Origin of the sequence: Sphingomonas sp. NFR04 (assembly GCF_900114095.1) — a bacterium.
Classification (GTDB): domain Bacteria; phylum Pseudomonadota; class Alphaproteobacteria; order Sphingomonadales; family Sphingomonadaceae; genus Sphingomonas.
The window spans coordinates 1-25,624 of record NZ_FORV01000004.1; the positions used below are offsets into that span (position 1 = coordinate 1).

The following is a 25,624-nucleotide window of genomic DNA, read 5'->3' on the forward strand; positions in this document are numbered from 1 at the left end:
AGCCTGGCGATCCTGCGCTGGGCGCAGGACCGGCAGATCGAGTGGCATTACATCGCGCCGGGCAAGCCGCAGCAGAATGGCTATGTCGAGAGCTTTAATGGTCGCTTGCGCGACGAGTGCCTGAACGAGACGCTGTTCGCTTCGCTGAGCCATGCCCGCTCGGTGCTGAGCAACTGGCGAGACGACTACAACCATGTGCGGCCGCATAGCGGTATAGGCGGGCTGACGCCCGCCGATGCTGCAAGGCGCGTTGCGCAACCCCACCCGCCAGGGCATCCTGGCAACCCCGGACTCTACTTATGAGTGGAGGAGAAAAGGGGAGCACGTCACTCCGCCTAACGACGACGCCAACGCGCGCGAAGTTCCGATGAGGTCGACCCACCTCAGAAGTCGGTGCAGCCAAGACATGAGGACTATGCCGGGAATAGTGCGAGATCCGTCTGCATTTAGGGAGTTATGATACTGGCGTATTTGTTTCAAGTTAGGTGGTCCCGATCTAGTAAATAGATCGGCCTGCATGATTACTCTTGAAAGAAGCTTTGATTCTCCTGTTTCTTTAAAAGACCCGCTGCACGGGTCGTACTTTAGAAGTAATCCTGAAACCAGAAATCCCCTTAAAATTTCACTATCAGGCACATTGTTGCCGGTCAAAGTATAGATATGCTTAAGTTCATTCCAAGTTGCATCATTGATTTCGGAGAAACCTAAGTAACTATCGCCGTTTAACGCTAAACTTTTTCGCAATCTTAAGACGGTATCAATAGGGTTGAGAGGTGCACCGCTTACAATCGGCACAATGTCTTGCAATATCTGTAGGAGTTGCAGTTCCAGAGCCTTGCGTCCCGAAGCCTGTGAAACCGGCAGCCCATGCGTGATGAGTGGATCGATTGCTTGCCGAATCTGCGTGAAGGTTGTGAACGGCGCGATCCAATTGGCGATCGGAGCTATTCCGAGGCGCTTTGACGCCGCCATCGTTTCGCTGTTGCGCGTTACCTCCTTGATGAAGCTGATGATGGCCTCAGCATCTTCCATTGCGCGGCTCGGGTGATTGATAAAGCGTTTGCGCTGAAATTCGGTTAGGGCAGGGTCGCTCTTTAATGTTTTCTCGAGGTCATTGACGCTATCCATGTGATCATAAACTTCAGAGCGTACGAAGCACATCAGGCGGATAGTACCTTTTTTCGCCAAATTATAAGCATGTTGATATTCGGCTCGCGTGATGCTTATTTTTTCTTCTTCATTGTACCAGCCACCGATCCGTCGCCCTATGAAAAGGACGAACAGATCCGCTTGCTCGATAGTCTCGAGGCACGCGTCGTAAGAATGCTTTTCGAGTGGGCGCGTAAAATCCGTGAATTCCGATGCCAGAACCCGGCAGCCGCGAAGCTCGAGATAATCCTTCAGCGCGCTGCGCAGATCACCAAAATCAAAGACGGTCGACGAGAGGAATATGGTTGGCTTGTCCATCTCGCAATCCTAGGCGAGCTGCGAGCGCATATCCATAAGGTCCCTTCACGGCGGCGCCGACAGCCATTCCTGCCGCCCCATACCGGCTTGGAAGCAAACTTTCAGCTCGGTTGCATACTCCGCCGGCTTCACGGTTATGACCGAGACTCGCTCGACAGCGCGGAGAAATCAAAAATGCTGAGCAACGTGTCGGTTCTGACTCGAAGCCGCCCTTCACCGCGCAACGCACAGATGTCGGGTGTACCGACTTGCACTCACATGGGTAACCGACGGCTCCCGAAGACGCGACCGGGGCGCGGGGACGGCGAAGGTCGGAGCGCTTACATGATAGAGAACCTGTCTGTCCCCAGACAGATGTCACTTAAGGGCCTGCCTGGCAAACTCCATGGCTGCAGCGCAGTTCATCGCCCGCCCTCTCATGCGGAAGCGCACGCAGCTTCAGCGAAGGATTTGGCGCGAAATGGCTTGCCGGCCATGCCCTTCTACTTTGTCGGCTATCGTCGCCTGAACCGCTCGCCCTCGTAGGTGCGGATTGCGTTGCCACGTTCGAGGTCGCGGTTCTGATCCCAAAGCGCCCGTTTGCCTCCGGCTTGGCCTGCGCGGCGTCGGTCGTCGAGCAGCATTGTCAGCTTGAGGCGGGCGATTCTCTTGTTTGCGAATTGCGAGCGCTGGTCCTGGGACGTCGCGACAAGGCCGGTCGGCACATGCGTCGCCCGGACGGCGCTGTCGGTTTTGTTGACATGCTGCCCGCCTGGCCCGGAGGCACGGAAGGTCTGGTAGCGAATGTCTTCGTCCCGGAACTCGGTCGATGGATCGTCGATTCGGACGGGCTGCACGCCCACGAACCAATTGCGCCGCTTGTGCAGGGGGCGGAACGGGCTGGTTCCGATCCAGCGGATCGTGCCGATACAGGTGGCGGCGAACGCCTCGGCCCCGTCGCCCGATAGCCGCAGCAACGCCGTCGACACCGGCCTTGGGATCGGCTCGATCGGTTCGCAGGCCAGGCCTGTCGCACTCGCTTCCCGGCACAGGGCATTGGCCAGTTTGGCAACGACCCACTCGCACTCCTTCGGCCCCTGGCCGGAGGACAGATGCAGGATGATCTCCGTCATGCGCGCCTCGTCTTGTAGGTGAGAAGCGGGCGCAGCGTCGCGACCAGGTCGATCAGCCCCGCGCTTTCGAGATCGCGCACGACCTGGTGGATGTCCTTGTACGCCTGCGGCGCCTCCTCATAGATCAGGTCGCGATCCTCGCAGATCACCCGACTGCCCAGTTTCGTCCGCTCGAGATCGGTGATGCTGAAGCGGCGGACAAGCTTGTCCTTGGCCTCGCTGCGGCTCCATTTGCGGCCGGCGCCGTGTGCGAGAGAATGCAGCGCGGTGTCCGCCTGCTCCAGTCGGGGCCGGACCAGATAGGTCATGTCGCCGCGCGAGCCGGGAATGACGATCAGTCCCTTGTCAGCTGGTGCCGCGCCCTTGCGGTGCAGCCATCCGCCCTGGTGCCACGTCACGCTGTTGTGGCAGATGTCGAGCAGGCGTTCGCCGCTGGTCCCGAGCCGATCGAGGAAGCGCTCAGCGATCAGGTCGCGGTTGAGCACCGCCCAGTTCATCGCATCGTCGTGTGCGGCCAGATAGTCCGCACACGACGCCGCGCCCGCGATCAGCCCACCGACATTATGCCGCGCGAGATGCCCATGGAGGATGGCCTGACCCAGCCCACGCGATCCACTGTGCACCATCAGATAGAGTGCTGCGGGATCGATCGTCGTGTCCCCGTCGCCGTGCACCTTCTCGACGCGCAGCAGTTCGGCAAAATGGTTGCCGCCGCCGATCGTGCCCAGCGCTTCGCCGGCAAGATCGGGCGCAAGCCCTACCTCCGCCAGACGCGCGGCAACATCGCCGGACCAGGGCGCGTCCAGCCCGCGCAGCTTGCGCTCGGCGGCGTCGAGGCGGAATTTGCGCAGCGGCAAGGTGGTGCGCCAAAGCCCCATCCCGCATCCTATGTCGCTGCCAACCAGGTGGGGATAGACATGGCTGCGGGACCAGAAGGCCGCACCCACCGCAATGCCGCGTCCGGCATGCAGGTCGGGCAGGCCTACGACGCGATCGATGCCGTCGAGCCTTGCGGTCTGGTGGAGCTGGTCCACCGCTGCCTGCTCGATCCAGCTTTCGGGCGACGCCACGATATGGATGGTTGCATCGGTCATCGCGCCGCATCCTTCCACCCGAGGTGCCGCTTGCCGGGCGGAACCAGATGTCCCTGGTCGCGCCAGAACCACACGCGATCCTTCAGCACGCCGTCGCGCGGGTCGACATAGAGTTCACGACCGCGGCAGTTGCGCCGATCAGGCCGCAGGACATGGCCTTCGCGCAGCAACTCACCCTGCCGTCCGTGCGAGATGCTGAAGGCCACGAAGTCGCGCAGATGCTCGCGAACGTGCATCTTGACGGTGCTGCCGGTGTCGAGATGGACACAGATTTCGCTGAACACGTCGTCCCAGCGCCGTCCCACGCGTCGGTGCAGGAAGCGGATCAGCGGCGCGAGATTCTCGTTGAGCGATTTCGAAAAGGCCGCGCGTTCGCGGACGTGGCGTTTGAGGCCGATGTGCTGGAAGTCGTTCTTGTCCTTCTTGAGTTTTACCGGCGGTGCATGGCGCGAGCCCCAGCGGGGACGCTCGACGATGACCTTGAACATGTCAGCGCGCATTGCGGTTCTCCCCAAAGGTGGAGAATGCATTCGGCAGATGTGAAGTAGGGGAAGTGGATGCGGCGCCATGGCCGCGACAAAGGGTCAGGCGACCGCAGTCACCCGCACGGGAATTGCCCATGTACTATGTTCCTGAACGTGGAAACCGGGAGTGATGACGGGTGCGGTTGCGGCTCGCATGTGGTCACTCCTTTCCTATGTTCGAGAAACAGTGGCGGCGCTGTATGCCAAGTCGGCGCACCGATCAATGGTGCGCGGCATCCGCATCGGGATAGCGTTCCGGGCACATGCATCACCCGGGGACAGAATCTTACTGACTGAAATTCAAAAGCTATTTCAAAGAATTGAACAAGATGCTGTCAGCCAAGATACCGTGCGATATACCGTCACTTGCAAATGTGGGGTGGGTTTAATTCCAAAATAGCTGATGATTTTGGCTGATCGTCAGCCTGGACCAAGTTCCAACCGTAAAGGCTGCTTCTCGGTTGGCGCAGGCTTGTTAAACTGTTACCATATTCCACCGTTCACCTGGCGGCATAATGGGGGAAGGCGAGATGGGGGTCGTGCTCAAGCCTGTTTGGCGCGCCTTGGGGATTGCCCTGCTGCTTGGCGGTTGCAGCGCTGGTGCTGACAGGTTCCGGCCGCGGGTTCCCCCTGCGACCACTGCGCGCGACCTCGCCGCCGTCGATATTTCAGGCGTAGCGGTGACCCGTTGGCAGGACATTGCCAATGATCTTGAGCCGAACTTCACGGTCGATCACCAGAAGCTCCTTGATGACGGGATTCCGGTCACCGCAACCGCCTCGGAGCGCATCCTCGATTCGCTGGTTGCACGGCTCGGAGTGAGCGTGTCGGGTACCGTCATCGACAAGGCGCGCACGAGCACCGCCAAGAGCAGCATTTCCAGCGCGAGTTCGACCGACGCAAACGGCGCCGTGACGAGCACCGGTTCGAGCAGCGACAGCAGCGGGACCGACTCAAACGACACGGCGAAACGATCGACGCCCTCGCTTCCAGCCTTGCCCGATGCCGCCATCGGGGCCGGCGCGGTGCCTCAACTTTCAGGCACGCGCGCGACCCCGGTCACGAGCGACGCGGTCACCCGTGCCGCCAATGCCGCGGGCGTGATCCAGTCGATCGTCCAGATCAACCGCTCGATCCGCGATGCCGTGCGCATGTCCGGCTACGAGCCTTACCTTATCCATCTGGCGGTCGGCATGCATTCGCGGCTGCGAGACCAGCCGTTCGACGTGCTGGTTCGCCTAACCTTTTTGCCACATCATGTGGATGAGGCCGATCTGAATGAGGCCTACACGAGCCTTGTCGACCCGGACGGCCAGATCGGTCCGACCGCGCCGATGGCGAGCAATAGCCGGGCATACGGCGCCTTCAGCGACATGGCGCTCGACGAGAAAGCCCGCATGTCGTTCGAGCAGCGATGCCGGAAGCCAGACTTTGAAGGCTGCTTCGGCGAGAACAAAGATACGCTCCGAGGGCTTCTCGACCGGGAGTTCGTCACGGTCGGGATGCTGGAAGACCCGCGACGCTATCATTTCGAACTCGCCGGCGCGCCCGACTATGTTCGTTACGCCCGCGGCGAGGCCCGTTATGTCGACGATCAGGGGAAACCGATCGCGTGGGGGCTCACGATGGACAAGGACTGTTTCTTCCCGGTCGTTGCGCGCTACATCAGGAATATGGAGATGGGGGAAGGCTCCAAGGACGACAAGCTTACCGCGTCACGAACCTACGCCATGTTCACGAATGCGGCGCGCTTCTCCGCCGGCTTCTACGAACAGTTTCAGCGGCCGGTGCATGCCGGCGGCTGCACCAACGAATTCTATGCGAGCAAGTGGCGCGAAATCTATGACCGACGCCGCCTGCAGATCCCCCGGGTCGTGCCGCTCGTTCAGACGGAGATCCTGGAAGGGAGCCAGGATCGCAGCGTCGCCGAGCAGTTGCGCGAGGCTGCAGTCACCTTGTCGGCCCTCGCCGGCCCGGCGGCGCTGACCGGCAATTTCAACAAGACGCTGGACCGGATCGAGGAATATGAAACGACGCGGTTCAACACGCTCTATTCGATCTCGCAGATCGCGCCGAACACGGTAATCGTGAAGCTCGGTGCTCGCCGCCTCGGCAGGCGTTTCGAGATGCAGGATGCGCCGGTCCAAGTGTCGGTTCTGCTCCTCGTCCCGCGGGAGCAAGCCGGCGACAAGATCGAGATCGTCGCGCGGCCCTCCTTCGTCAACGCTGAAACCGGCCAGACGCTCGCGCTCACCGGTCCGGCGGGCCAGGACGGCGATTATGTATCGCAAGACCTTGCCGACGACGCCTGTCTTGCGACCTCCCCGCGCGAGCCGTTCTTTGCGCCGACGATGTCCTGCCGACGGCTGCTCACCTACGTTGCCAAGACCTTCGTCGAACCAGGCGACTGGGCGGGGTTCAACGCGTACCTAGGGGCGCTCGGGCGGCGGCCGTCCAACTCGCCCGAACACTATTTCGTCTGCAGCGACCGCGACCGGCAAGAACATGATGCCCCGCCCGTTGCCCCAAGCGGTGGTTCGAGCTTGAGTGGCCGCGAGGATCGGGCCTGCGTGCTTGGTCTGTGGGCCGGTCTCCAGCGGGAGATCAGCAGGATCAGGCTGACGCCGACGGCCATGACCGAACTTCCCCAGGTGACCGCCCGGAACCTGCCTCCGATGCAGACCGCGATACTGCGCACGAAGGATGACAATATGTCGGTTTCGGTCAGCGGTATCGATCCCTGGCTGAAGCCCTATCTGCGGGCGACGCTGAGCACGACCTGCCTGGGGCGCAAGACCGGCGATGTGTCCGTGATGGCAACCGCGCTCACCATCGAAAACAATGTCGGCACGTTCGCCTTTCCGGCGGTCGGCTTCGGCAATGACGACAAGGGCGCCGCTGTGCCGGCATCCAAGCAGCGCCTGTGTCTGTGGATCGATGAGCCCAGCTATACACCGGCGGTTCTGGCCTCGGTCGACGGCTTCTCTGCGATCAACCCGGAGGTCTACCCGCTCGCGGCGATCGCCGGGTCGGAGCCCAAGCCGAAACCTGCATTCACGTTGGCGGCTGCGGACCAGCAGGTGGCGGTGAAAGCCGACGGCACAGCGACCATCCGGATCGTGATCGAAGGGATTGCCAAGGCACCAAAGCCGTTCGTCGTGAAGCTTGCCGTCAACGGATCGGTCATCGGCCCCGTAGCTCTCGCGAAGCCCGGATTTACTGCCGAAGTAGGCGCCGATGGCGGCTATAGTCTTGATCTTGCCGGTCTCGATCCGACCCAGCCGATCAAGGTGACGGCGACACGAAAGGATGATGCAAGCGCGCCGGCGCAGACGGCGACGATCGCGACGCGCGTCGATCTCGCCAAGACAAAGGAAGCTGACAAGTGATTTCGAGGGTGGCCCAGCAGGAGGGCGCGCCTGGTGAGCGAAGTCCGGTTCGCACCCTAATCACGGTCATACAGCATTCCAGATAACCGACCCGAAAGGGGCCGCTAGGTCGCTGCAGCGAGATCTGCCGCGCGCAATGAAAGGCTGAACCCTGCAAAGGAACGGTGCCGGTTCGGCAAGAAACGAATCAGAGATGGTGGATGTATGGCGTACGCCACTTGTCTTTACGCGCCGAGTAGCGGAGACTATCGACGCGCGCTTCCCTGACAGGACTGCGCGACCATGGGGGCGCAAATGAGCGAGGGGACTGGCGTCCGGGCGACGCGCACTCAAAGTACGCGGAGAAAAAGCGCCTCCGACCCGAATACCGAAATGAATGTAATCGCAAAGCGACCGAAGACCGCCGTCATCGTCATCCACGGCATGGGCGAGCAATGGCCGATGGACACTCTGCGTGGGTTCGTCGACGCCGCCTGGAAGTTCGACAAGGACCTCAGTGAGCCGTGGTCGGACGGCGAGACATACTCTAAACCGGAACGAGTCACCGGGAACTTCGAGCTGCGCCGGATCACCACCCGCTACTGGAAACCCGAGCGGGAGACGGTCGACGACCGGCGGCGTGTGGACTTCTTCGAGTTCTATTGGGCGCACATGATGCAGGGCAACACGCTCGGCTCAGTGGTCAGCTGGCTCATCCGTCTGCTCGTACGTCACCCGGCCCGAGTCCCACGGCGCCTGCTCGGCGGTTGGATCGCGGGTGTGCTCATCCTCGCCGCCAGCGCGGCCCTCGCCGTCCTGACGGCGGCGAAGCCCGACCTCACGCACTTTGGCATCCCGACCTGGACGTGGGCGGTCCTCGCGACGGTCGGCGCGGCCTTCTCGGGGATCTGGCTTCGGCCGGTCGCCGGAGACGCGGCGCGCTACCTGAGCCCAACGCCTGGCAACGTGGCCGCCCGCCAGGCGATCCGCGAGGCGGGTATCGACCTCATCATGAAGATCCAGTGCACAGGCGAATACGACCGCATCATCATCGCGGGCCATTCGCTGGGTTCCGTGATCGGTTATGACGCGCTCAACTACGCGTGGGGCCGCCTCGACGACGACGCCCTGGCTGCCGCACATTCCGACGGCTCGGAGACGATGACACTGCTCGCCGAGCTCGAGCGCGCGGCGGGCGACCTCGAGAAGGGCGGCGGCGACGACCTCCTCTCGCGATACCGCGACATCCAGCGCGCCTACTTCCGCAGCCTTGCCAAGGCGAAGAAGGCCGACGGGACCCCGCTATGGCTCGTAAGTGACTTTGTGACGCTCGGCTCCCCACTCAGCTCGTCGGACGTGCTGCTCGCCAAGGACCTCGAGACTCTCAATCGCAAGATCGCCTGGCGCGAGGTGCCGTCCTCGCCGCCGCAGTCCGAGCGCGAGGCGGAGGTGCGGTTCTCCTACCCGCTCAGCGCCAAGGCTCGCACGCCCCACGCCGGAGCAGTCTTCGCGCCGGTCGTCTGGACCAACATCTACTACCCGCACGTGCTCGGACTGATCGGTGACTTCGTTTCCGGACCCGTGGCGCCGCTGCTCGGTCCCGCTGTTCGCGACCTGCGCGTGCCGATCGGGTTCCCGATTTTCCGCCATCTCTCCTACTGGTCCAAGCCGGAGGGCGGCGGGCCCGCCATCCTCGCTCTGCGCCACGGGCTTAATTTGCGCTTGCGCGACGAACGGCAGCTGTGGCGCGGGCTCGGCGGGGACGCCCCGATCCGCGCCGAGCAACTCGACGATCCAGCTAAGCAGGTGCTCCAGCCATGAGACGCGTAGAGCACCGAACGATCGCGCCTACGCCGCTGACCGACACCCACGCGACGGAGGCGCGCCGCGCGATGGCCGAATTCCTCGGACTTCCCCCAGTGGAACTTGCCGCGCGGCGCGCGCCGCTCGACGAGAAGGTCTATCAGGGCGATCAGGTGCGTCAGGCGCTACAGACCCTGTTCCGCGACAAGTGCGCCTACTGCGAGACGCAGCGGTCGAGCCCGCTGCACGTCGACCAGCACCGCCCGGTCGCGAACGCCGGCGGCGGACGGGCGAGACATCCTCACCACTACGCCTGGCTCGCCTATGAATGGGAGAACCTGCTGCTCGTCTGCCAGGCATGCAGCGGGCGGAAGCGCAACCTCTTCCCCCTGCGGGGTCAACGCGCTCCCTTGCTGGCGCCGCTCGCGCGGGTGCGCGCGCAGGAGGCCCCGCAGCTCCTCGATCCCGGCTACGACCGGCCCGAGCGCCATCTCGATTTCACGATCGACGGCGAGTGCCATCCGCGCACCAAGCGCGGCGCCGCGACAATTTCTATGCTGGAGCTGAACCGCCCGCCGCTCGTCGAGGAACGCCGCAACGTCTACGGCTACTTCGCCGCGAAGATCGACGAGGCGCGGTCGCTCGACGGCATCGTCGCCGACCTGAAAGAGTTCGACGACGACGCGGTCCCGTTCGTCGGCAGTCAACGCATCCTGCGCTACAGACTGCTCTCGCTCGTCGCCGAGCGCGTCGGGCACTTCTCCTTCTCGTTCGAGGATTCCGCGGCGCTGATTGAGAGCGTGGTCGGCCAAGCCACGCACGCGGACGTTAAGCAGGCCCTCGCCGCCCTCCAGCGTCCCGAAAAAGGTGTGGGCGCCGCGCCGACGCCCGCGGTAGCCGCCCCGCGTCCGTTCACCCCCCCCATCAAACGCATCGAGATCGAGAACTTCAAGGCGATTGACCACGTCGTCATCGAGATGGAGGCGATGCGCCACGAAAGCAGCACCGCGGCGGCGCTGATGCTGCTCGGCGAGAACGCCACTGGGAAGAGCAGCGTTCTGGAGGCCGTAACGCTCGCCCTCGTCGGCTCGGACGTCGCGAATAAGTTCGTCAAGGCGCGCGACTTCGAGCCCGACCGCGAACGTGGCGGCCATCCCGGCTCGTATGGCCCGACCCGCGTCACAGTCGAATTTTGGGAGGGTCCGGCGGCCGAGTTGATGATCGGCAAGTCTGGCCGCTTCGAGGGAGCCTCCGAGCCGCGGGCCAACGTACTGGCATACGGCTCGCGGCGCTACTTCATGCCGGGGCGCCGCCGGCGTTCACGCAGCGGCGGACCACGCGGACTGTTCGACCCGTCGTGGACGCTCCCGCATCCCGACCTTTGGCTCCGCGACCTTGGCGCCGACCGCTTCCCCGAGATTGCGCGTGCGCTCGCCGAGATCCTCTCCCTGCCGCCCGGCTCATACCTCAAGCGAGACGAGGATAGGGGCGTCTACATCGTCGACAACGAGCTCGAGACCCCGCTGTCGCGGCACAGCGACGGCTACCGTTCAATCTTTGCCACCGCCGTGGACCTGCTGCGCGGGCTGATGGGCGGCATCGACGTGCTCGACGCTCAGGGCGTGGTATTGATCGACGAGGTCGAGACCCACCTCCATCCACGCTGGAAGATGCGCGTGATGACAGCGCTCCGGAAGGCGCTGCCCCGCGTGCAGTTCATCGTCACTACCCATGACCCCCTCTGCCTGCGCGGCATGGGCAAGGGCGAGGTGCAGGTGATGGTCCGCGACCCCGACAACCGGATCGGCCTCGCGCAGGGGCTGCCGGACGTGTCCGGCATGCGCATCGACCAAATCCTGACGTCCGAGCACTTCGGCATGAACTCGACGCTGGACCCGGACTTCCAGGAACTGTTCGACCGCTACAACGCGCTTCTCCGCGACAGCCGTCTCAAGCCAGAGCTCGCAGGCGAGATCGACGTGCTGCGCAGGGAGATCAACTCGCGCCAGCGCCTCGGGCGGACCGAGCGCGAGCAGCGCATGCTCGAGGCGATCGACAAGCACCTAGCGACGCGCGTGGCGACGAGTCCGAAGCGGGAGCAGCAGGAGGAAGCGCTCGATGCCCAGCTCGACGCGATCTGGAACGAGGCGAAGGCCGAGACCGCATGATATCGGTCTTGCGCGCACCACCGTCGAACACCCTCGCGGCGATCCTCGCCAAGCGGGGCACCAGGGGCCTAACCGAGCGCGAAGCCGCAGTCTGGTTCTACGAGGACATCGCTCCCATCATCAACCCCGTCCCAGACCCATTCCCGACCAAGCCGGGCGAGGCGCCGGATTTCAATGTCTACAGCGACACGGCGGTGAAGATCGAGTTGCACGAGCTGTTCGGCGGTCACTGCGCATACTGTGAGAGCCGCTACGACCATGTGTCGCCAATGGACGTCGAGCATTACCGGCCAAAGGGCGGCGTCATCGAGACCGACGGCAAGCTCAGCAAGCCCGGCTACTACTGGCTTGCTGCCGACTGGGACAACCTGCTGCCGTCTTGCATCGGCTGCAACCGGGCGCGATCCCAGGAGGAGACCCAGGCCAGCGGGAAGGTCGTGCAGGCGACCACGGGCAAGGCCAACCAATTCCCGCTCGCGGAAGGAAGCGCGCGGGCCAAGGCGGCCGGCGAGGAGGCGGCGGAGGACGCGCTGCTTCTCGATCCGTGCCGCGACGATCCGCGCCCGCACCTCATGTTCCGCTCGGATGGCTACGTTGAGCCGCGGAAGAGTCCGGAGGAAGACGCGAAGTCGCGCGGCATGGCGACGATCGGCGTCTGCGGCCTCGACCGCGCGTCGCTCGTCGAGAGCCGGCGGCGGGCCGCGACGCGACTGCGGGCGGCGATGGACTCGATCCTTTCGGCCGACCACGACTGCCGCGCGCATCCCGGCCAGGACTTCTACCGGCGCCGCCGCGAGCGCGCCGAGGCGGCATTCGCCGAGCTGTCGGCCGACCTCGACTACCGCGCGCTCACTCAGGAGCTGCACGCGCTGTTCGAGACCGCACGCGCGGCGATCGGCGACTACTTCAAGGCGAAGGCTGCGTGGCAGGCCGACCCCTCGGACAGCAACCGCGCGACCTTCGTCGGCGCAGCGCGAGGGATCTCGCAGCTTCACGCTAACGCGGGCCCGCACCAGGCCTTCGTGACGGAACTCTACGGCCTCGCGGACATCCCGCTCGAGCGCCTCGGGCAGGGATGAGCGTTCATCGCCGCGATCCGCGACACATCTGGGGAGTAGGGCATGCGGAATACCGAGACATCCAGTGACGGCAAACTCAAGGCACGCGCCATCGCGGGTACTCGCGTGGTGCTCCTCGCCCTCGACATGGCCGAGGCCGACTGCAAGGGCCTGCGCGGGTTCGCATTCCGGCGCCGTATCAACGGCGGCGAGTGGACCTGGCTGACCGGCCTCAAGATCTTTTCGAGCTTGTTCCCGAACGGCGTCCATCCTGACACCGTTGGCAAAATCCCCCGGTTCCCCACAAACGAGCATCCAATCCAGGGATTCCTGTGGAGCGACTACTCTGCGAAGGCCGGCACGCGCTATGAGTTCGAGGTGTCGGCGATGTTTGGCACGCCCGGCGCGCTGAAGGCCGGATCGACCGTCTCGATCGACATCACGACCGAGGTCGAGGACGATGGCAAGCACGGCATTTGGTTCAACCGCGGCGCAATCGCCAGCCAGGCGTTCGCCGAGCAGTTCGGCAACAAGTCCCTGAGTGACGTCGAATACAACGATCCCGACAACAGGGAGGTCGCGTTTCTTTCGCGCGGCCTGCTCGAGGCCTGCATTGCCTACATCCGCGAGACGCCAAAGGGCGACGGCCTCAGGGTTGCGGCCTACGAGTTCACCTTCGCGCGCATCGCCGAGGAGCTGAAGGCGGCCATCGACCGAGGCGTCGACGTGCGAATTGTCTTCCACGACACGCCGGTCAACAACCGCTGCGCCGACGCGGCGGGAATCCCCGAGAAGATCGGGAACAAGCAGATCCGCTTCCGCCGGACCAAGACGAAGATCCCGCACAACAAGTTCATCGTGCGCCTGGCGGGCGGTAAGACGCCGGTCGCGGTCTGGTCGGGATCGACGAACTTCACGCCGTCGGGCTTCCTCGGCCAGACCAACGTCGGGCACAAGGTCACCGATAAGGGCATCGCGAAGACCTATCTCACCTTCTGGGCCGGGCTGTCGGGCGATCCCGACGACGATCATGCGACGGCCACCGCGATGGCGCTGACGCCCAACCCGCCGACACTTGTCAATCCGGGCGTCACGCTGGTCTACTCGCCTCGACCGAGCGCCAAGATGCTCGACTGGTACGGCGCGCGCATCGCGGACGCCGCGACCTCGTCGATGTTCACCGGCGCCTTCTCCGTCGATACGAAGATCCTCACGCCGATGGCGGCGCCGGGCGCGTCGATGCGCTTCATCCTGCTCGAGCAGCCGCCGACCGAAGCAATTATCGCCGCGCAGAAGGCGAATCCAGCCGACCTGCAGTTCTCCTACGGAGCGATCCTCGGAAAGAAGAAGGCGCAGGTGGAGAAGCGGACGGGTCGCGGCGCGACAGGTCGGAAGGTCACAAAGATCGTGCCGATCCCTCACTTCGCGATCGAGAGCTGGTTCCTGGAGGAGGAGCTGGAACGGCAGAGCGGGGACGGCTTCGTGTTTTTCATCCACACGAAGTTTTTGCTCGTCGACGCGCTGTCCGACGATCCGCTGGTATGCACCGGATCGGCGAACTTCTCCGGCAACTCGCTTACCGCCAACGACGAAAACATGCTCCTCATCCGCGGCGACACCCGCGTCGCCGACATCTACCTGACCGAGTTCGACCGGATCTTCAGGCACTTCTACTCGCGAGACGTGATCAACGAGATCGTGAAGACCGGCGGAAAGGCCGTCGTCGGGATCCTGGACCAGACCGACAAATGGCTCGGCGGCTACTTCGCCGCCAACAACCCGAAGCGCCACAAGCGCGAAATGTTCTTCGCAGACACCAAGGCCACCTGGACAAGGAAGGCATCCCAGGACCCGAATGTCTTCAAGGGGGAAAAGAAGCAGCCGGTCGTCTGATCGGTCGTGGTGGACCGGGGAGAGGTCAGCGCAGGCGATGTCTTGCCGAGCGCCGCTCCGCGTCGGAGAAGACGCCGTCCGAGCGGAGATCCAGCACCAGCGTCTCGACCGCGAGGTCCTGCCGCCCCGTCGAGGCAAGTGGCGCGAAGCCTCGATGGCGGCTGCGCGATGAGGCGGCGCGCGGTCTTGACGGCGCCATACCGGGCGACCATGTCGAGGATCGCGGTCGGCCGGGAGCCGGGCGCGTCGTACTTAGCGTGGATGTCCCAGAGCGTCGCGGCGAAGTCGCGCTCGACGGCGCGCGCGTCACGGGCAGGCGCGGCAGCTGGCGCGACCGTGGGCTGTGTGGCCGACGCACCGATCACCACACCCGCGAGGTCGCCGGCGTTCTCCGGCAGCCAGACCAGGGTGCGACGGGAAGGACCGCCGCGGGATCAACGCCGGCGGTCGGCAAATGGTGCTGCAGATGCGCTCCTTTCGGTCAGCTTTTCGAGGGAGCAGGCCCGTTAGCTGCCAGTCGGCTAACGGCCCAGCTTCTGACGTTCCGAGGTGCCGGTCGGGCGCAAGTTGAACATCGGCTTCTGACAAGAGCCGCCATTCGGCACGCCGCAGGCGAACGGCAGCTAAGTCCCACACCCGGTCAATCGTTACCTCATCGCTCCGCGGTCGGGGCAGCCTCATATGTCATCGGATCATCAAGCCAGCAGGTAACAGCAGACTCGCGCCAGCCGATACAGCGGGTGCTGATCTGCGTGCTAGCGGGGAAGGTGCCTGCTTCCATCTTCCGGTAAAGGGTGGAACGGGTGAGGCCTGTTAGAGCGAGGACGGCCTTGAGCCGGAGGATGCGGTCCGTTGCGTTGGAGTGCATTGCTATCACCTTGCATCGTTCGGGGGTTGGTGGAGGATTTCGACGCAAGATGGACCCGAACGGCTTGCCGGCAGAAGGGTTCGTCTGGGGCTGAAATGGCACTGTTCGATGCAGGCCGGCATGTACATCGACTGGGGTCGACGGTTGTGCGAGCGGTCCGTCTGCCGTCGGGTGTCGCCGACGAGTTTGCAGCGCATCTGAGCCTGCATGGCACAAATCAGAGACTTTGCGTTCTTGCCCTTCGTTCCCATTATGTTCTAGCTGGCAGCTCGCTGCCGATGCAGCGATTCGACATCATTGGGAGCTTCGGCATGGAGCACGACCTCCAGTTGCGCGCTGCTGCGCGTGCGATCTACGACGCCTGTTATCCGAGCGACGAGTGGGCGCCGTTTGGCTTCGACGAGGCCGAGCGCTTCAGGACCATCCACTATCGCCAGGCCGTCGGCGCAGCGCTGCAGGCGCGCCGGGCGCTGTACGATCGTGCCGTCCAACCGACCCTGTTCGCCGAGCAGGCGCGCGCCTGACGCCCGCGCGATGGATGCGATCGAACGGACCAACTGGCTGGCGCATCGCTGGCCGATCGAACTTGAAACCTTCTCTTATGGCGGATGGCTGATCCATGTGGGCAGGGTCGAGGGGCATCGCCTGGGGCAGGTCAATTCCGCTGCGGAGTTCGAGACCTGGAAGGCGGCGCAGCGGCCGCTGTGCCTGGCGCGCTTCATTGCCGGTAGGCGCGAGCTTCATCCTCCCGCGGTGCTGGTGGTCGCCGGCAAGTACCGCCTGGGCCGTATCCCGCCGGAACTGTGGTGTGGTTATGACGCGACGCTGCTGATGGATGCACCGTCAGCGACGCTCCTCTCCGCCAAGGTGCGGGCGATGTTTCCGGCCTGGCCGGATGCGCTCATCCGGGTGGTGCCGCAGGACCAGGTGCCGGCACTCGGCCTGCACCCTACGCCTGCTGCGGCAGGTCCGCGCCTGCGCTTGGTCGGCTGATATGGCACGCTATGACGCTGACGGCGGGCAGGTGCCCCGGACGCTGTTCGAGGCTGCGGCGTTCCACCGTTCGGTCCGGGCAGCCTGTGCGCGGTGCGGGCACATCGGCGTCTTTCATGCCGCGGCGCTCTGGCGGCTCTTCGAGCGCAGGCAGTGGCCCGGCCCGCTCACCGAGGTGGGGGCTCGCCTCCGATGTTCGCGATGCGGGCGGCGCGGCACGACGATCAGCCTGACCCGCGATCCGCCGACGATCACCAGCCTGCCGCTCCCGAGCGATGTCGAATGGCGGCGGGCGGTCAGCCGGTTTCGCGCCTAGAACAGGGCGGCCTGTTCGACAGTGCCCTTGCGCTTCACCCAGGGCTCGCCGGTACGCTCCATGACGATCAGGTCATCGGGGAAGCAGCGCGCCTGGAAGGCGAGGATGTCGTCGAAGCTGCCGTGCAGCCAGCGATCATGGTCGTCGCGGTGGAGCAGCACCGGCATGCGGTCATGCACCGGGCGGATCGCCTCGTTGCAGTCGGTCATCACGCCGGAATAGACCGGACCCCATTCGGCGCTGTCCCGCCACAGTCCCGCCCAGGCGAAGATCGACGCGTCCTTGACGCTGAACCAGGTCCGTGTCTTCGAACCCTTGGCGCCCTCCGCCTCGGCAAAGCCGGTCAGCGGGATGAGGCAGCGCCACTCGGGTCTACGTGCCAGCCCGACCCACATCGGCTTAGTGAGATCGGCGATGTTGTTGACCGGCTTCGGCTTGGCAGTCGGGCTCATCCCCTTGAGCCGGAGCGGGAACCCCCAGACCATCGACTGCAGTACGCGTGCGCCCGCTTCCTCGCGCACCACCATGCCGGGATAGCCGGGATAGACTTCCTCGCCCGCATTGGACTGCACCGGATTTCCGACGCCGAAATGCGCGGCGACTTCCGCCGCGCTCTTCCGAAGCTGGTAAAGGTTGCACATGGCGGCAGCCTAGGTCGAAGGCGAGGGTGCTGCAACGCGCAGCCCATCGTTCGCGGCTAGAGCAGGTCCAGTTGCGTGCCATCGGGCGGCGGGCCGCCGCCGCGCCAGGGATCTTCGGTGCGCAGGACGTCCATCCGCTCGGCGGCGATCGGCGCGCGAAACTGGAGGCTGATCACGTCCCGGATCGAGCCGTGCAGCCAGTGCGCGTGCTCGTGCGGCTCGAGCAGTACCGGCATGCGGTCGTTGGTCGGCGGAATGGCCGCATTCGCCTCCGTGGTCATGCCCGCATAGGAGGGCCCCACCTCGGGGAAGTTCCGGCAGAAGCCCGCCCAAGCCATGATCGGCTGGTCGCGGACCGAGAACCATGTACGTGTCTTGGCGCCTTCGTCACCGCCCGGGTTGCCGAAATGCGTGATCGGGATGATGCAGCGGTAGCGTGGCTCGACGACGGTCTGCTCCCAGAGCGGATTGGTGAGATCCGCTACCAGGCCGATGATCTCGGGCTCGTTCCGTTGCAACTGCGGGTCGCGGATCCGGCGGGGAAAGCCCCAGCGCATCATCCGCAGCCGTCGCCGCCCACCGGCCTTGAACATCACCAGCCCTTGGCGGCCCTCGGTTACGTCGGGCGGAACGGCGATCTGCCCCACGGGCTCCGCGTCCAGGAAGCGGGCGACATCGTCGATCGTGGCACGGAGGCTGTGAAGGCGCGACATGGTTCGACGCGGGAGCCTAACGCTACCCCCCGATGGAGCAAGGGCTGCTGGCAAATTCCGGAACCCAGCGCTGCTGCGGCCCGCAAATTTTTTTTCATGTCGCGACCCCGTAGTTCGCCGTCGGCTGCGTCAATCGCTCCAGTGCCGGGACACCGGCAGCGGGAGAAAAGAATGACGATCTCGAAAAGGGCCCTTTGTGCGGCGATGCTTGCCGCGACGCTTTCCTACAGTGGCATGGTGGTCGTCGAGGCACGCGCCCAGGTTGGCGCGACGCGCTTCGACCTGCCGGCGCAGAACCTTGCCTCCATGCTCCGCGCGATTGCTCGTCAGGGCGGCCGGGAAATCCTGTTCGCGGACGAGGAGGTGCGCGGCAAGCGCTCGGGGGCGATCCGGGGGATCTACACCGTCGAGCAGGCGGTGGGCCTTGCCATCGGGGAGGACCTGGTGGCGGGCGAGGAATCCGGCGCCATCGTCGTCCGGGGGCGACCCGGCAAAGGCGGGGGCGAGCCAGCCCAGGAAGAGAAATCGGATGCCATCACGGTAACCGGCTCGCGCATCCGCGGGGCCGAGGGGCCTTCGCCGGTCATTATCGTGTCGCGCGGCGGGCTGGAGGAGCAGGGCATTCCCGACATGGCGAGTGTTTCGCGGATACTCCCGCAGAATTTCACCGGAGGGCAAAACCCCGGGGTCGCGGGGGGCGGTGACCAGGGCGGCTACAATAATGTGAACAATGCGACGACGCTCAACCTTCGCGGGCTGGGCTCGGACGCAACGTTGACGCTCATCAATGGTCACCGCCTTCCTTACGACGCCGTCAACCAGGGCGTCGACATCTCCATCATCCCGCTGGCGGCCCTCGAACGCATCGAGGTCATCACCGACGGCGCCTCGGCGCTCTACGGCTCGGACGCGGTGGGCGGCGTTGCCAACCTGATCCTGCGCCGCGACTATGACGGTCTCCTCACCAGCGCACGCGTCGGCACATCGACCGAGGGCGGCAACGTCCAGCAGCAATATTCGGGCGTCGGCGGCACGCGCTGGGCCGGCGGCGGCTTCATGGCCGCACTCGACTACAGCAAGGCGACCCCGATCTATGCCGACGATCGGCCTTATACGCGGCAGCTCAACGCCGGGCAGATGCTGACGACCAGCAGCCGGCAGGTGAGCGGCGTGCTGGCGGGACACCAGGATCTTGCCAGCTGGGCGTGGTTCGAGCTCGACGTGCAACTCGCCGATCGCCGGTCGCGCAAGGTCAACGCCTTCTCGCTGACGGCACCGACCACCTTCTATGGCCAGGACAACCGACCGGTGGTGCGCAGCTATGCGGTGACGCCGTCGTTGCATCTCCGGCCATGGGCCGGCTGGGAGGCAATTCTCCAGGTGACCGATGGCGAGAGTTCCACCGTCATCAATACCCAGCGCTATACCAACGGCACCCTTTCCGTCAGTCGTGCTGCCTATGACAACCGACTGACCAATTTCGAGGCCAGTGCCGAGGGTCCGCTGGCCCATCTGCCAGGCGGCGACATCCGGCTGGCGCTGGGCGGTGGCTATCGTCGCTTCCAGCTCGACTTCGACGTGCGCACGACGAGCGGCGGCGTGACCACCGTCTCGCGGGACTCCGTCGAGCGCCGCAACAGCGCGTTCGGCTATGGCGAGCTTTCGGTGCCGCTGGTCGGGGCAGCCAACCGGATGCCCTTCATCGATGCCCTGCGGCTGAGCGGGGCAGTCCGCTATGAAAGCTACAAGGGCATCGGCGCCGTCGCGACGCCCAAGCTCGGCCTGGTCTACGCACCACACCGCGACATTACCCTGAAATATAGCTGGGGCCGCTCGTTCAAGATCCCGACGCTGCAGCAAGTCAACCAGGCACGGGAGGTCATCCTTTTGCCGGCATCGGTGTTCGCACCGCAGCCCAGTCCGCCGCTGCCGGCGGGCGCCACGATCCTGGCGATCGGCGGCGGGAGCCCGAACCTGCACGCCGAGCGGGCCAGGAGCTCGACCTTGTCCGCGGAAGTGCGGCCCCGCTTCCTCCCGGGGCTGCGGGTCGAGGCGACGTGGTACGACATCGACTATCGCGACCGCATCGCCTCTCCGATCAGCGACCTGCTCTCCGCGCTGAGCAATCCTGCCGCAGCGAACTTCGTCCAGTTCGCGCCCAGTGTCGCGGAAGCGCAGGCGACCGTTGCGCAGGCAGCGACCGGACTGTCGAACCAGAGCGGTCAGCCGTTCGATCCGGCAAAGGTCGCCGCGATCGTGGATTCTAGCCTGCGCAACATCGCGCGCGAGCATATCCGGGGTGTCGACCTGTCGATCGATTATGACGCGCGGCTGGGAGAAGACAGCCAGCTGACGATTGCCGGGTCGGCAACCTATCTCGACGCGGATCGCCAGGCCGCGCCCAACCTGCCCACCGCAGGCCGTTCCGGCCTGATCTTCACGCCGCCGAAGTTTCGCGCGCGGGGCGCGGCGAGCTGGCAGACGCCGGTGGTCCAGCTGTCGGCCGCGCTCAACTATCTCGACGGGACGACCGACAAGCGCTTTTCCGTGCCGACCCGGATCGGTGCCTTCACGACCGTCGACCTGAGCGGCTCCGTTCGGACGCGGGAAGGGCGCGGTCCGCTCGATCGAATCGAACTGCGCCTGAGCGCGCAGAACCTGCTGGACGAGCAACCCGATCCCATCCGCGTCACCAACCCGACCTATGTGGCCTATGACTCGACCAACCAGTCACCGATCGGCCGCTTCGTCAGCTTCACGGTGACCAAGCAATGGTGAGGCGGCCTCTGGTAGCGGCGTTGCTCACAACCGTCTGGCTGCAGGTCCCGTGCCGCGCGGCGGTACCCCCCGATTGCAACGGCATCATGCCGCCGACGATCTCGGCACCACAGGTAAAACGCGCGCTGCTCCCCGAGGACCTCGTCCGGCTGCGCGACATCGGACCCGTCGATCCGAACCAGCAATATGGCGGGCTGTTCACGGTATCGCCGGACGGGACCAAGGCCGCGTTCCAGTTGCGGCGTGGGGATCCTGCCGCCAATGGCTATTGCCTCGCGATGGTCGTCGTCGATCTTGGCAGCGGTCGGGCCATTGTGGTGGACCGAGGTGGCGACTTCATCCGCTTGCGCATCGACGTGCGGGGAAAGGCGCACTTTCCGACGGGGCTAGCTGACGCGATCACGCCGCGCTGGACGCCCGATGGCCGGTGGATCGTCTACCGACGTCGCGATAAAGGCGCGATCCAGCTCTGGCGCGCCCGAAGCGACGGCAGTGGCAGCGAGGCGATCACCGACAGCCTCGACGACGTCGACGACTTTCGGCTGACGGCGGACGGGAGCGGGGTCGTCTATGCGACCGATACCGGCTTGCGCGAGGCACTGGCGGCGATTGAAGCGGAGGGGCGGTCGGGCTTTCACTATGACGATCGCTTCGCACCCTCGGCGAGCAATCGCCCGTTCCCTCCTGCTCCGCTTGCGCGAAAGACCTGGTTTCGCGACCTGGCGACGGGAGACACGCGGCCTGCGACGGACGCCGAAGCGAGATTGCTCGGCGCCGTCGCGACGCAAGAGGGGAGCTGGACCCAAGCGGTCGGCCCCGCCGGGTGGATCGCCAGGATTCGCGTGCCGCCCGAAAGCCTTCGTCCCGATCGTGGCGTGCTCGAGACGGAGCTCGGCAATCGACATCGCACCTGCACCGCAGCGGAGTGCACCAACGCAAGCTACCCCTGGTGGGTCGGTGACCGGTTACGGTTCTTCCGTCGCGAAGGCGTGCGGGGAGAGAAGATCGGCATCTACGAATGGCGGCCTGGCACACCCAAGGCACGCCGGCTGTACCAGACCCAGGATCTGCTGATCGGCTGCGTGCCCAGCGGCGCCGATATCCTCTGCCTCCGTGAAGGTGCCTCGCAGCCACGCCGGCTCGAGCGGCTCGACCCGAGCACCGGGCGGCACGACGTGCTGTTCGACCCGAATCCGGAGTTTGCGGGCCTGACGCTGGGGCGGGTCGAACGCCTCTACGCGCGCAACAGCTTCGGCCTGGACTCCTTCGCCGATCTCGTCCTGCCGGTGGGGTACCAGCCGGGCAAGCGCTACCCGCTGGTCGTGGTGCAATATGTGTCGCGCGGTTTCCTGCGGGGCGGCACCGGCGATGACTACCCCATCCAGGCCTTTGCCAATCGCGGCTTTGCGGTGCTGAGCATCGACAAGCCCGAGGCGGTCGGCGCCAGGGCGTTGCCCGACTATGTCGAAGGCGACCGGATCAACCTCAAGGACTTCGCCGACCGCCGCAGCGTGCTCGAAGCGGTGGAGGCCCCGGTCCGTGTCGCGATCGCGCGCGGCATCGCCGATCCGGTGCGGATCGGGATCACCGGGCTGAGCGACGGCTCCTCGACCATGCAGTTCGCGCTCCTCCACAGCACGTTGTTCTCGGCGTTCGCGTCGAGCAGTTGCTGCTGGGATACGACCATGCCCATTCGGGTCGGGCCGGGTGCTGCAAAGGCGTTCTACCGCATGGGCTATCCTCGGATCACCGATGAGAGCGAGAAGGCACGCGCCCTGTGGCGGCAGATTGCCATCACCCCAAATCTGGAGCGGATCCACGCGCCGATCCTCGCGCAGGTTTCCGATGACGAATATTGGGCCGCGCTGCAGAGCTTCACGGCCCTCCGCGACCTCGATCGGCCGATCGACCTGTTTGTGTTCCCCGGCGAGCATCATATCAAATGGCAGCCGGCGCACAGGCTCGCGACCTACACGCGGGCGATCGACTGGTTCGACTTCTGGCTGAACGGGGTGAAGGCTCCCGGCCGCGAGGCGGAGATCGCGCGCTGGGAGGCCATGCGGAAGGTGCAGACGATTCCCGAGAAGCCTGGAGGCGAGACTGCGCCCACGCCCTGACGCCTCGTAGATCCGAGAAGCGGGCGGATGCCGCGGCACCCGCCCGCCTCGCTCAGTCGGCCTGCAGGCCGGGCTGCCAGGTAAGCCCGCCCTCACTGTCGGCGAACCCCATCATCGCCCCGGAGGTCACGAGGCTCGCGGTGCCGAGTTCGATCGTCGTGATATGCTTGGTGTCCATTGTGCTTCTCCAATGTCATTTGTTCAACCAACGGTGCTCGGACTGGGCGCGGTGTCGGCCCCGGGTGGCCGGGAAGACCGGGCACCAAGCCAGGCCTCGACATTCGCCAGTTCGAGCAGGCGCACATTTTCCTCTCCGGTGGTCGGCCGCCCGGGCCGGAGCGTTTCCTCGATCGCGCCGGTATCGAGAATGCGGTGATGGGCGAGATGCCCGTCGACCAGCCGGGCGCGCAGTTCCTCGCCCTTGCGCTGGACGATCTCGCCGCAGAACGGGTCAGGCGTGCCCTTGACCCTGCGCTCGATGATCGCGCTGGGGAGTCGATTGGCAAAGGCCGTGCGGGCCATTGCCCGGTCCCGGCCGTTCTCGCGCCAGCGCCAGCTCGGGATGGCGAGGCAGGCTTCCATGATCGGCTGCGAAAGCAGTGGATTGACCACCGGCAGCATCTGGCTGCGATCGGACTCGAGCGTGAGCTGTGCACGGACCAGCGCGGCGATGTGGGCCGCCTTGCCCGGCAGCGCCGAGGCGGGAGCGTCGAGCCAGGGGTGAGAAAGCGGCGTGTCGGCCAGCGAGGCGACTAGGTCGGGATGCAGGAAGCGCTGGTTCGGCTTCCAGCGATAGCCTCGGGGCTGGCGCGCAAGGCGCATGGCCGCGCGCGTCACAGGCAACGGTCCCGCGCCGGTTTGACGGCAGACGTCCCGCAGCGTCGCAAATGCGCCGGCGCCGGGTCCTTCGTAGAGAGCCCGGTCCGCGAGCGCGGCAGCCGACTGCGAATAGCCGAAGACATTGTCGCCGCCATTGCCGGTGAAGAAGGCGTCGGCGCCGATCTGCCGTGCCAAGGCGCGATGCGCGGCCTCGTATGGCTGTGCTTCGACACGGCCTGCGGGACGCGGCAGGTGCCCGCCGAGTGGTCGTGACAGGTCGACGGCATCCAGGTCGTAGCGGTGTTCGGAGAGCGGCAGGCCAACCGCGTCGCACACCAGCTTCGCGAAGGCACGCTCGTCGCCTGCGGCATCGTCGGTGTACAGCGTCAGGCACTCGGCGCCGGGCCTAGCGCCGCCGAGACAGGCCGCGACGATGGAAGAATCGACCCCGCCCGACAGGCTCAGCAACGGATGCTTGTAGAGCGATGCCCAGCCGGCGACGCAGCGTTCTACGACGCGCCGCAGTCGCTCGGCGGTCGCGGCGCTGTCCTCCTCGTTGCGGAGATCGGCGAACGCCCAGGGGGACCAGCCGGTGGTCGTCTGCTCGGCCGCGCCGTCGAGCATCACGATGTCGCCGGCGCGGAGATCGCGGATACCGGCAAGCGCGGTTTCGGGGGTCGGCAGACCGGCCGAGTACAGGATCCGGCCGAGCGCTTCCCATGCTACCGAATATCCCTGACCGCTCGCTGCTTCCAGAAGCGCGACATCCGAAGCGAAGAGCTTCAGCCCGTCCTGTTCGGCCCGGTAGCAGGGCAGCGCAGCGGAGGGATCGCGAAGGACTTGCGTCCTGCCGCCTTGGGACCGCACCCCCACATAGCCGCCCCACCAGGCTTCGAGCAGAGCGGCGAAGCCATGGCGCGATAGGTGCGCCCGTTCTGCCTCGCTGAGGGCAGTCACCGCGCGCGCGGGACCCTGGCTGGGGAACAGGGTGCCGATGACGACCGCTTCCGGTTCGATGGCGACACAGTTGCAGGCCTCGTTCGTCAGCACTGCGAAACCGTGGGCGCTGTGCGTCACCGCGAGGCCGGTACGGGTCGCGATACGCGCCGTTGCCCGAGCGACCGCCTCCCGGTCCGCGACCAGCAGGAGATAACGCGGCCTCACCGCAGCACCAGGATCGGGTTGTACAGCCGAACCTGCTCAAGATCGCCGACGACGACGGCATCACCGGACTGAACCCAGCTATGCGCGGCGAAGGGGTGAAGGCGAACGCCGAGGATCAGCGCGGCATCCAACCCGCGGTGCCAACAGAGGCGGGCTGCAGCGATCGCCCGGGGCAGGCATTGGTCAGCTGCGGGGAGGATCATGGCGCTCGTCGCGAACGCGCCAGCGATTGCCTGCAGCGACGCTTCACCCGGCGATCGAGCTGCCGGCGCGGCGGGTGTCAGGAGCCCTCGCAGGATCTTCGCAAGCGGCCGCCGTCGGAGCCAGTGCTTCGCGCGCAACTGACCGAAAATCGCCTGCGCCGAGATCCACGCGGCCCTGCCTGGACCGGCAAGGGCGAGGTCTCGCGTCGCAACCGGAAACGAGACGGCTTGCGGAAATTGCTTGGGATCGGCGCCAGCGACTCCGGCGTCGACCAGCGCGGCGTGCGCGTCCCGGTCGATCGCTTCGCCGGCAGCCCAGCGCTGGAAGATCGCATCTAACGGCTCGGGCAGGCAAAAATAGCGGTCGCGTTCCAGGTCCAGGAAGACAGCCTGGCTTGCACAAAGGCACCAGGAGATGTTGGCATGAGAAGAAAGCGACATGTCGGGATCCGCCAGCGAAAGGGCGCGCACCCGAAGGCACGCGCCCGGGTCGATCAGTCGTCGGTGAGGCCGACATTCTGCCGC

21 protein-coding genes are annotated in these 25,624 nt (G+C 65.4%); 11 read left to right on the plus strand and 10 right to left on the minus strand.

Features of this window, described 5'->3' with window-relative positions:
• On the plus strand, positions 1-303 hold a 303-nt coding region (locus tag BM009_RS12445; RefSeq protein WP_139216608.1), incomplete at its 5' end, for an integrase core domain-containing protein.
• Here the strand turns inward: BM009_RS12445 and BM009_RS12450 are convergent.
• From BM009_RS12450 to BM009_RS12465, 4 genes are all read right to left on the minus strand, one after another.
• Complete coding sequence (locus tag BM009_RS12450) at positions 298-1,467, minus strand: DUF4062 domain-containing protein (protein WP_093296617.1); 1,170 nt, start codon at positions 1,465-1,467, stop codon at positions 298-300. The two genes, BM009_RS12445 and BM009_RS12450, sit on opposite strands and share 6 nt — an antisense overlap.
• A 494-nt stretch (positions 1,468-1,961) precedes the next feature.
• Positions 1,962-2,579: a peptide chain release factor H gene (prfH, locus tag BM009_RS12455; protein ID WP_093296619.1), complete on the minus strand. Its 618-nt coding sequence runs from the start codon at positions 2,577-2,579 to the stop codon at positions 1,962-1,964.
• Entirely contained in the window at positions 2,576-3,673 is a 1,098-nt protein-coding gene (locus tag BM009_RS12460; protein ID WP_093296621.1) for an RNA ligase RtcB family protein, read from the minus strand. The genes prfH and BM009_RS12460 overlap by 4 nt, the downstream gene beginning before the upstream one ends.
• Positions 3,670-4,161, minus strand: coding sequence for a hypothetical protein (locus BM009_RS12465; RefSeq protein WP_254772274.1), 492 nt, complete (start codon positions 4,159-4,161; stop codon positions 3,670-3,672). Before BM009_RS12465 ends, BM009_RS12460 begins: the two co-directional genes overlap by 4 nt.
• A gap of 566 nt (positions 4,162-4,727) precedes the next feature.
• Here BM009_RS12465 and BM009_RS12470 point away from each other — a divergent pair.
• The 5 genes from BM009_RS12470 (at position 4,728) to BM009_RS12490 (ending at position 14,487) form a co-directional block, all read left to right on the plus strand.
• On the plus strand, positions 4,728-7,586 hold the full coding sequence (locus BM009_RS12470; protein WP_139216609.1) for a hypothetical protein: 2,859 nt from the start codon (positions 4,728-4,730) through the stop codon (positions 7,584-7,586).
• Positions 7,587-7,880: 294 nt separating this feature from the next.
• Positions 7,881-9,386 carry a hypothetical protein gene (locus BM009_RS12475; protein WP_139216610.1) on the plus strand — a complete coding sequence of 502 codons (1,506 nt, stop codon included), beginning with the start codon at positions 7,881-7,883 and terminating at the stop codon, positions 9,384-9,386.
• Between the two features lie 71 nt (positions 9,387-9,457).
• Positions 9,458-11,536 carry an AAA family ATPase gene (locus tag BM009_RS12480; RefSeq protein WP_175488001.1) on the plus strand — a complete coding sequence of 693 codons (2,079 nt, stop codon included), beginning with the start codon at positions 9,458-9,460 and terminating at the stop codon, positions 11,534-11,536.
• Positions 11,533-12,615, plus strand: a complete 1,083-nt coding sequence (locus tag BM009_RS12485) for an HNH endonuclease family protein (RefSeq protein WP_093296630.1) — start codon at positions 11,533-11,535, stop codon at positions 12,613-12,615. Before BM009_RS12480 ends, BM009_RS12485 begins: the two co-directional genes overlap by 4 nt.
• Positions 12,616-12,657: 42 nt before the next feature.
• Positions 12,658-14,487, plus strand: a complete 1,830-nt coding sequence (locus tag BM009_RS12490) for a phospholipase D-like domain-containing protein (RefSeq protein WP_093296632.1) — start codon at positions 12,658-12,660, stop codon at positions 14,485-14,487.
• Between the two features lie 652 nt (positions 14,488-15,139).
• Here BM009_RS12490 and BM009_RS12495 read toward each other — a convergent pair.
• Positions 15,140-15,355 (minus strand): helix-turn-helix transcriptional regulator, encoded by a 216-nt coding sequence (locus BM009_RS12495; protein WP_093296634.1) that lies wholly within the window; start codon positions 15,353-15,355, stop codon positions 15,140-15,142.
• 311 nt (positions 15,356-15,666) lie between these two features.
• Here BM009_RS12495 and BM009_RS12500 point away from each other — a divergent pair, with 311 nt between their 5' ends.
• Genes BM009_RS12500 through BM009_RS12510 form a run of 3 tightly spaced genes read left to right on the plus strand, consistent with a single transcriptional unit; the run spans position 15,667 to position 16,664 of the window.
• Positions 15,667-15,879, plus strand: coding sequence for a hypothetical protein (locus tag BM009_RS12500; protein WP_093297310.1), 213 nt, complete (start codon positions 15,667-15,669; stop codon positions 15,877-15,879).
• 10 nt (positions 15,880-15,889) lie between these two features.
• Positions 15,890-16,348: a hypothetical protein gene (locus tag BM009_RS12505; RefSeq protein WP_093296636.1), complete on the plus strand. Its 459-nt coding sequence runs from the start codon at positions 15,890-15,892 to the stop codon at positions 16,346-16,348.
• A gap of 1 nt (position 16,349) precedes the next feature.
• Entirely contained in the window at positions 16,350-16,664 is a 315-nt protein-coding gene (locus tag BM009_RS12510) for a hypothetical protein (RefSeq protein WP_093296638.1), read from the plus strand.
• Here BM009_RS12510 and BM009_RS12515 read toward each other — a convergent pair.
• On the minus strand, positions 16,661-17,305 hold the full coding sequence (locus BM009_RS12515) for an SOS response-associated peptidase (protein ID WP_093296640.1): 645 nt from the start codon (positions 17,303-17,305) through the stop codon (positions 16,661-16,663). The genes BM009_RS12510 and BM009_RS12515 overlap by 4 nt on opposite strands.
• Positions 17,306-17,361: 56 nt before the next feature.
• Positions 17,362-18,018 carry an SOS response-associated peptidase family protein gene (locus BM009_RS12520; protein ID WP_093296642.1) on the minus strand — a complete coding sequence of 219 codons (657 nt, stop codon included), beginning with the start codon at positions 18,016-18,018 and terminating at the stop codon, positions 17,362-17,364.
• Positions 18,019-18,189: 171 nt separating this feature from the next.
• Here BM009_RS12520 and BM009_RS12525 point away from each other — a divergent pair, with 171 nt between their 5' ends.
• Entirely contained in the window at positions 18,190-20,796 is a 2,607-nt protein-coding gene (locus tag BM009_RS12525) for a TonB-dependent receptor (protein ID WP_175488002.1), read from the plus strand.
• 86 nt (positions 20,797-20,882) lie between these two features.
• A complete protein-coding gene (locus BM009_RS12530; protein ID WP_254772275.1) occupies positions 20,883-22,913 on the plus strand; it encodes an Atxe2 family lasso peptide isopeptidase in 2,031 nt (676 codons plus the stop codon).
• A gap of 52 nt (positions 22,914-22,965) precedes the next feature.
• On the opposite strand, the gene BM009_RS23150 is transcribed toward BM009_RS12530, so the two are convergent.
• Genes BM009_RS23150 through BM009_RS12540 form a run of 3 tightly spaced genes read right to left on the minus strand, consistent with a single transcriptional unit; the run spans position 22,966 to position 25,540 of the window.
• Positions 22,966-23,091 (minus strand): hypothetical protein, encoded by a 126-nt coding sequence (locus BM009_RS23150; protein ID WP_302847365.1) that lies wholly within the window; start codon positions 23,089-23,091, stop codon positions 22,966-22,968.
• A gap of 23 nt (positions 23,092-23,114) precedes the next feature.
• Entirely contained in the window at positions 23,115-24,896 is a 1,782-nt protein-coding gene (locus BM009_RS12535) for an asparagine synthase-related protein (RefSeq protein ID WP_093296648.1), read from the minus strand.
• On the minus strand, positions 24,893-25,540 hold the full coding sequence (locus BM009_RS12540) for a lasso peptide biosynthesis B2 protein (RefSeq protein WP_093296650.1): 648 nt from the start codon (positions 25,538-25,540) through the stop codon (positions 24,893-24,895). The genes BM009_RS12535 and BM009_RS12540 overlap by 4 nt, the downstream gene beginning before the upstream one ends.
• Positions 25,541-25,624 lie beyond the last annotated feature (84 nt).

What these genes read in the sequence shown, in the direction of transcription:
- BM009_RS12540 (WP_093296650.1), bottom strand. Translation starts at nt 25,540, where the DNA reads ATGTCGCTTTCTTCTCATGCCAACATCTCCTGGTGCCTTTGTGCAAGC.
- BM009_RS12465 (WP_254772274.1), bottom strand. Translation starts at nt 4,161, where the DNA reads ATGTTCAAGGTCATCGTCGAGCGTCCCCGCTGGGGCTCGCGCCATGCA.
- BM009_RS12470 (WP_139216609.1), top strand. Translation starts at nt 4,728, where the DNA reads ATGGGGGTCGTGCTCAAGCCTGTTTGGCGCGCCTTGGGGATTGCCCTG.
- BM009_RS12485 (WP_093296630.1), top strand. Translation starts at nt 11,533, where the DNA reads ATGATATCGGTCTTGCGCGCACCACCGTCGAACACCCTCGCGGCGATC.
- BM009_RS12460 (WP_093296621.1), bottom strand. Translation starts at nt 3,673, where the DNA reads ATGACCGATGCAACCATCCATATCGTGGCGTCGCCCGAAAGCTGGATC.
- BM009_RS12515 (WP_093296640.1), bottom strand. Translation starts at nt 17,305, where the DNA reads ATGTGCAACCTTTACCAGCTTCGGAAGAGCGCGGCGGAAGTCGCCGCG.
- BM009_RS12475 (WP_139216610.1), top strand. Translation starts at nt 7,881, where the DNA reads ATGAGCGAGGGGACTGGCGTCCGGGCGACGCGCACTCAAAGTACGCGG.
- BM009_RS12505 (WP_093296636.1), top strand. Translation starts at nt 15,890, where the DNA reads ATGGATGCGATCGAACGGACCAACTGGCTGGCGCATCGCTGGCCGATC.
- BM009_RS12500 (WP_093297310.1), top strand. Translation starts at nt 15,667, where the DNA reads ATGGAGCACGACCTCCAGTTGCGCGCTGCTGCGCGTGCGATCTACGAC.
- BM009_RS12525 (WP_175488002.1), top strand. Translation starts at nt 18,190, where the DNA reads ATGACGATCTCGAAAAGGGCCCTTTGTGCGGCGATGCTTGCCGCGACG.
- BM009_RS12490 (WP_093296632.1), top strand. Translation starts at nt 12,658, where the DNA reads ATGCGGAATACCGAGACATCCAGTGACGGCAAACTCAAGGCACGCGCC.
- BM009_RS12520 (WP_093296642.1), bottom strand. Translation starts at nt 18,018, where the DNA reads ATGTCGCGCCTTCACAGCCTCCGTGCCACGATCGACGATGTCGCCCGC.
- BM009_RS12510 (WP_093296638.1), top strand. Translation starts at nt 16,350, where the DNA reads ATGGCACGCTATGACGCTGACGGCGGGCAGGTGCCCCGGACGCTGTTC.
- BM009_RS12480 (WP_175488001.1), top strand. Translation starts at nt 9,458, where the DNA reads ATGGCCGAATTCCTCGGACTTCCCCCAGTGGAACTTGCCGCGCGGCGC.
- BM009_RS12450 (WP_093296617.1), bottom strand. Translation starts at nt 1,467, where the DNA reads ATGGACAAGCCAACCATATTCCTCTCGTCGACCGTCTTTGATTTTGGT.
- BM009_RS12495 (WP_093296634.1), bottom strand. Translation starts at nt 15,355, where the DNA reads ATGCACTCCAACGCAACGGACCGCATCCTCCGGCTCAAGGCCGTCCTC.
- prfH (WP_093296619.1), bottom strand. Translation starts at nt 2,579, where the DNA reads ATGACGGAGATCATCCTGCATCTGTCCTCCGGCCAGGGGCCGAAGGAG.
- BM009_RS12530 (WP_254772275.1), top strand. Translation starts at nt 20,883, where the DNA reads ATGCCGCCGACGATCTCGGCACCACAGGTAAAACGCGCGCTGCTCCCC.
- BM009_RS23150 (WP_302847365.1), bottom strand. Translation starts at nt 23,091, where the DNA reads ATGGACACCAAGCATATCACGACGATCGAACTCGGCACCGCGAGCCTC.